At 67.6% G+C, this 5,257-nt stretch carries 4 protein-coding genes and 2 pseudogenes; 2 read left to right on the top strand and 4 right to left on the bottom strand.

Annotated elements, in window-relative coordinates; translation table 11 throughout:
* Together ABF821_RS19745 and ABF821_RS19750 are read left to right on the top strand one after the other, a co-directional pair.
* A pseudogene (locus tag ABF821_RS19745) lies at nt 1-272 on the top strand (glycosyl transferase); the annotation flags it as partial.
* Between the two features lie 49 nt (nt 273-321).
* Nucleotides 322-1,320 (top strand): radical SAM protein, encoded by a 999-nt coding sequence (locus ABF821_RS19750; RefSeq protein ID WP_182974901.1) that lies wholly within the window; start codon nt 322-324, stop codon nt 1,318-1,320.
* A gap of 66 nt (nt 1,321-1,386) precedes the next feature.
* On the opposite strand, the gene ABF821_RS19755 is transcribed toward ABF821_RS19750, so the two are convergent.
* The 4 genes and pseudogenes from ABF821_RS19755 to ABF821_RS19770 all read right to left on the bottom strand — a co-directional run.
* The gene (locus ABF821_RS19755) at nt 1,387-2,682 is read right to left on the bottom strand and encodes a lipopolysaccharide biosynthesis protein (RefSeq protein WP_415531318.1); all 1,296 of its coding nucleotides are present in this window, start codon (nt 2,680-2,682) and stop codon (nt 1,387-1,389) included.
* Entirely contained in the window at nt 2,682-3,653 is a 972-nt protein-coding gene (locus ABF821_RS19760) for a peptidoglycan -binding protein (RefSeq protein ID WP_415531319.1), read from the bottom strand. Before ABF821_RS19760 ends, ABF821_RS19755 begins: the two co-directional genes overlap by 1 nt.
* 27 nt (nt 3,654-3,680) lie before the next feature.
* Entirely contained in the window at nt 3,681-4,766 is a 1,086-nt protein-coding gene (locus tag ABF821_RS19765; RefSeq protein ID WP_182974898.1) for a flagellar motor protein MotA, read from the bottom strand.
* Nucleotides 4,763-5,257: pseudogene (locus ABF821_RS19770) on the bottom strand (hypothetical protein); the annotation flags it as partial. The gene ABF821_RS19765 and the pseudogene ABF821_RS19770, both read right to left, overlap by 4 nt.

A 5,257-nucleotide genomic window follows, 5' to 3' on the forward strand; every position in this document is an offset into this window, starting at 1 on the left:
GGATTCCCGAGGGGGTGGCCGAGGGACGGAGCGGCCTGATCGTGCCGCCCCGCGATGTCGAGGCGCTGGCCGCCGCCATGGGCGCGCTGGCGGCGGATCCGGCGATGCGCGGGGCGATGGGGCGGGCTGGACGGGCCTTTGTCGCCGAGCGATTCGACCTGCGGCGGCAGACGGAAATTCTGGAATGCTGGTATGACGAGCTGGTCCAGGCCCATGGGGGCGCGGATTCCTCTTCCGCCCGGACTATCGCGCGGGCCGGGCCGTTCCTATGATGCGCCCCCTTTTCCGGTTCGCGCCGGTTTCCTGGACGATAGGGTAACGATGAACGATATTCCTCTGGGCCGCCGCCTCAGCAACCTGGGTGCGGGCGTGCGGTTCGCGGCCAAGGCGATCGCCACGCGCTATACGCCGCTGCTGGCGCAGGTGGTGGTGACGCGGCGGTGCAACCTGGCCTGCGGCTATTGCAACGAATATGACGATTTCTCCGCTCCGGTTCCGTTCGCGGACCTCAAGGCACGAGTCGATCATCTGGCGAAGCTGGGGACCGCCTCGATCACCTTTACCGGCGGTGAGCCGCTGCTGCATCCCGACCTGGACCGGATCGTGCGGCTGGCCCGCGATCACGGCATGATCGTGACCACCATCACCAATGGCTTCCGCCTCTCGCGGGCCTGGATCGACCGGCTGAATGCGGCGGGCCTTCAGGGGATGCAGGTCAGTATCGACAACATCACCCCCGATGACATTTCGATGAAGAGCCTGTCCTCGGTCGAAGGCCGGCTGGCGCTGCTGTCGAAACATGCGCAGTTCAAGGTCAATGTGAATTCGGTGCTGGGCGTGACCGGCGAGCGGACGCAGGACGTGGTGACGATCGCCGAGACGGCGGCGCGCTATGGATTGCAGCACTCGGTCGGGGTGCTGCATGACCATCAGGGTGGGCTCAAGGCATTGAGCGACGCGCAGATGCAGGCCTATCGCCGGGTGACCGAGATTTCGCCCTCGCTGGTCCATACGCTGAATTACCGGCTGTTCCAGAAGAACCTGATGCACGGCAAGCCGAACGACTGGAAATGCCGTGCCGGTGCCCGCTACCTCTATGTGACCGAGGATGGGCGGGTGCACTGGTGTTCGCAGCAGCGCGGCTATCCGGCCATCCCGCTGCTGGAATATGGCCCCGCGGACCTGAAGCGGGAATATCATACCGAGAAATCGTGCAGCCCGACCTGCACGCTGAGCTGTGTGCATCAGATGAGCATGTTCGACCGCTATCGCGGTGCCCAGCATCCGACCGACCCGATGCCCCTGCCCGCCGAAGCCTGAGCGCGGAAGCCTGACCGCCGATGCGGGCCGGTGGCGATCCGGCTCGCGTTTTCTGCGCTTCGGTGCTTACGGGCGGCGCAGGCGGAGGAAGGGGATGACGCGCGTGGACAGAATCAGGGCCTCGGCCAGCAGGGTCGCGATGCCCGCTCCGTTCACGCCCCACAGGCGCGCCAGGCCATAGAGTACCGGCAGGCAGAGCGTGGTGACGGCGATGCGGCCGATGAACAGGCGGTGGGCATAGCCCAGCGAGACCAGGAACGGTTCCAGCGGCACATCCCACAGATCGAGGATCGCGGCCGTGGTCAGGACCATCAGCAAGGCCAGGTCGTTTGTCCTGACGGCCAGAAGGGTGTGGAATATCCACGGGCCGATCGTTGCCGCCACCACCAGCGCCAGGACGGAAAACAGGCCCAGCGCCTGGAAGATGCGGAACATGACGCGGCGCATGCCCGCGCGGTCACCCTGATCGCGCAGGTGGATCAGTTCGGGATAGAGAGCGGGGGTGAGCAGCTGCGCCGGCTGGGCCAGGGCGTCGCAGACATGCCAGGTGACGCTGTAGATGGCGGCGGCGGCGGGATTGGTCGCCGCCCCGACGATCAGCACGGTGACGCGCGAGGTGAGGGCCGAGAGGGCTTGGTTGCCGCTGGTGGAGAGTGTCAGGCGCCAGATGCCGTGGAAATCCGTCCGCCAGGCGGGGCCGAACAGCCGGAAGCCGCGCAGGCTGGCTGTGTGCCGGACGGCCGCCCAGGCGGTGCCGCAATTGGCCGTGAACGACATGACGACGCCCAGGTACCAGACGACCATGAAGCCGCCCAGGTGCCAGTGCAGGCCCAGGCCCAGCACCGTGCCGACCAGACGGGTCGTGTTGAGCGCCAGGTCGGCCAGGGCGGATTGCCGGAAGCGGTTGGTCAACCGCAGGATGCCGAGCGCCCAGCAGGTGTTCATGAACAGGACCGAGGTCATGTAGATGAGTGCTGGACCCTGGGTGGCGGGCGACCAGCCGAAGATATGGCCGAAGGTGGCGACCCCGATCAGGGCCAGGATGGTGCCGGCCGTGGCGCCGAGGGCGTCCAGCATGATGCAGTGGCGCAGCAGGGTCTGAAAGCGCGTCTGTTCGCCACGGGCGAACAGCGCATTGCCGAAATGCAGCAGCGGCTGCCAGGACTGGAAGCGCGTGGCGACCGAGAAGGACGAGGCGCAGGAATGGATCAGCAGCAGCGCGCCATATTGCTCCAGCCCCAGCGCGCGCACGACCAGCGCGGTGGTGAGGAAGCCGAGCACGCCGGCCATCCCCTTGCCGCCCAGCAGGTAGCCGGTGTTGCGGAAAATCCGGGCGATCTGCCCCGGTGCGGCGGTGGACACTAGCGGTCGGTCAGGCGGAACTCGATACGCCGGTTGCGGGCATAGGCTGCCTGGGTATCGTGATTGTCCAGCGGCTGGAAATCGGCGAAGCCGGTCGCGGCCAGATGCTGGGGGCTGATGCCTTCCGCGATCAGCAGCTTGACCACGGTGATCGCGCGCGCCGTCGACAGCTCCCAGTTGCTGGCGAAGGCGCTGTGGATCGGCTGGCGGTCGGCGTGGCCGTCCACCCGCATGATCCAGGGGATGGAGGTGGGGATCTGGCTGGAAACCTGGCGGAAGGTGCGGGCGAGGGTGCGGATCTCGGCCACGCCCTTGGGCGACAGGTCGGCGCTGCCGGGGGGGAACAGCACCTCGCTCTGGAACACGAAGCGGTCGCCCACGATCTGCACGCCGTCCTGGTTCTTCAGGATGTCGCGCAGGCGGCCGAAGAATTCCGACCGGTAGCGCTGCAACTGCTCGACCTTGTCGGCCAGGGCCACGTTCAGCTTCTGCCCCAGATCGTCGATCTTGAGGTCGCGGTCGTGGATCTGCTGCTGGGAGATGTCCAGCACCATCATCGCCGCGCCGAGCTGCCGGCGGAGTTCGTCGAGCTGCGTGCTGAGGGCCGCGACCTGCTGCTGGCTGGCCTGGGAGAGCGTGTCGCGCTCGGCGGTCAGTTGGGACACCTGGGCGGTGAGCGACGAGGCCATCGCCACGTCCTTGTCGTGCGCGGAACGCAGCGAGGCGACCGAGAGCTGGAGCGTGTGGCTGCGGTTCTGTTCCAGCGCCAGCATGTCGTTCAGTTTGCTGACCTGCTGCGTCAACTGCTCCATCGCCTGCTGGCGCTTGGCCAGCACCACGGACAGGAACGCCTGCCCCAGCACGAAGACCAGCAGAACGAAGATGACGACCATCAGCAGGGTGGACAGGGCGTCCACATATCCCGGCCAGGCGTCCAGGCCGGAATGGGTCTGGCGGCGGCGGCGTGCCATGCTGTTACCTCGCGAAGCCGGGGGCGATCAGGGCGCGCGCGCGCCGGCGGGGGCAGATGCCGCTATGGTGCGCGTGAGCAGGCGCAGGTCGCCGCGGATGTCGGTGGCGATCTGGGTGCGGCCCTGCTCCATGTCCGACAGGATGCGGGTCAACTGGGCTTCGATGCCGCGCAATTGCTGCTGGCCCGAATCCTCGGCCATGCGCTGCATCAGGACGTGGCTGGCACGCATCGTCTCGGTCATGACGCCGATCCGGTCGTTCAGGCTGACCAGCAGGGCCTGCTGCTGGTGCCGCCCTTCCTCGCCGCGCGCGATCAGGGCTTGCAGTTTTTCCAGGTTTTCGGCGGTCTGTTCGAGCAATGCCTGGACGTAGACGGGAATGCCGGCATCGGCGCCATCGCCGGTGCCGATGGCGGAGCCGATGCGGGTCAGGCCGGCCAGCCACTCTTCCAGCTCGTTGAAGAAGCGGTTCTGCGCCTGTCCCGCCGTCAGGTCCAGAAAGCCCAGCACCAGGGCGCTGGCTAGGCCGAACATCGAGCCCGAGAAGGCGGTGCCCATGCCGTGCAGCGGCTTGGCCAGGCCGGTCTTCAACTGGTCGAACATCGCGTTCAGGTCGCCCGAGCCGACCGACAGGCTGGTGATGACGTCGGCGATCGACCAGATCGTCAGCAGCAGGCCGTAGAACGTGCCCAGCAGGCCGAGGAAGATCAGCAGGTTGGTCATGTAGCGCGACAGTTCCCGCCCCTCGTCGAGGCGCGAGGAGAGGCTGTCGAGCATCGACTGCATCGCGGGCGTGGACAGGACCAGCCGGTCGGAACGGTTGCGCGTGGCCAGCATGGATGCCATCGGCGCCAGCAAGGTCGGCGGGGTGGGCTGGGCCAGGCCGGCGCGCGGCTGGCGCAGCGTTTCCACCCAGCGGACCTCGGGGATCAGCCGCAGGACCATGCGGATGTTCCAGACGATGCCCAGGGCGAGGATGCCCAGGATCAGCCCGTCCAGAATCGGGTTGTTGAAGAAGGCGGTGTACAGCATGCGCCCGAGTGCGCCGGCTGCCAGCACGACGACCGTGAGGAACAGGACGATACGCAGGAGATAGGTTGTCGGCTGGGTCACGGTGCGGAACGCTGCTCCGAAGGGGCGGGGGAAGGCGGTGGCGCAGAGGCGACCATATCCGACCGGGTCACGTCAACATGATCCGGGGACGTTTCGTTTGGGCTGTCTGATCCTTTTGCCGTTGCGGGCGCGGGCACGCCGATCGCGCGGACGTAGATCCGCGTCGTGGCGACCCCGGCATGGATCAGGATCGAGCGGATCGCGAGGCCGCGTGCCAGCGACAGCCGCCGGGGCGTGGAGACGTCGTCGGCGGCGCCGGAGGCTGTGGCGTCGATTTCGGCCCGCGCGTAGGGCGCCTGCAACAGGGTGGCGGCGAAGCGTTTCACCCCGTCGATCATCGCCGCGTTCATGTCCGTACTGCCGGCCGCGAAGGTGACGCGCAGGCCGCCGGGTCGGTCGGTGACGCTGCCCTGGGCGTCGGGCTTCGCCGGGACTTCCGGCGGCGGTGCGGGCGGGTGGAGCGGGACATCGACCACGGGCGGACGGATGAC

The sequence above is a fragment of the Gluconacetobacter sp. genome, assembly GCF_047721585.1.
Classification (GTDB): domain Bacteria; phylum Pseudomonadota; class Alphaproteobacteria; order Acetobacterales; family Acetobacteraceae; genus Gluconacetobacter; species Gluconacetobacter dulcium.

Bases quoted from the DNA above. Each gene is read 5' to 3' on its own strand.
- ABF821_RS19750 (WP_182974901.1), top strand. From the start codon at position 322: ATGAACGATATTCCTCTGGGCCGCCGCCTCAGCAACCTGGGTGCGGGC.
- ABF821_RS19760 (WP_415531319.1), bottom strand. From the start codon at position 3,653: ATGGCACGCCGCCGCCGCCAGACCCATTCCGGCCTGGACGCCTGGCCG.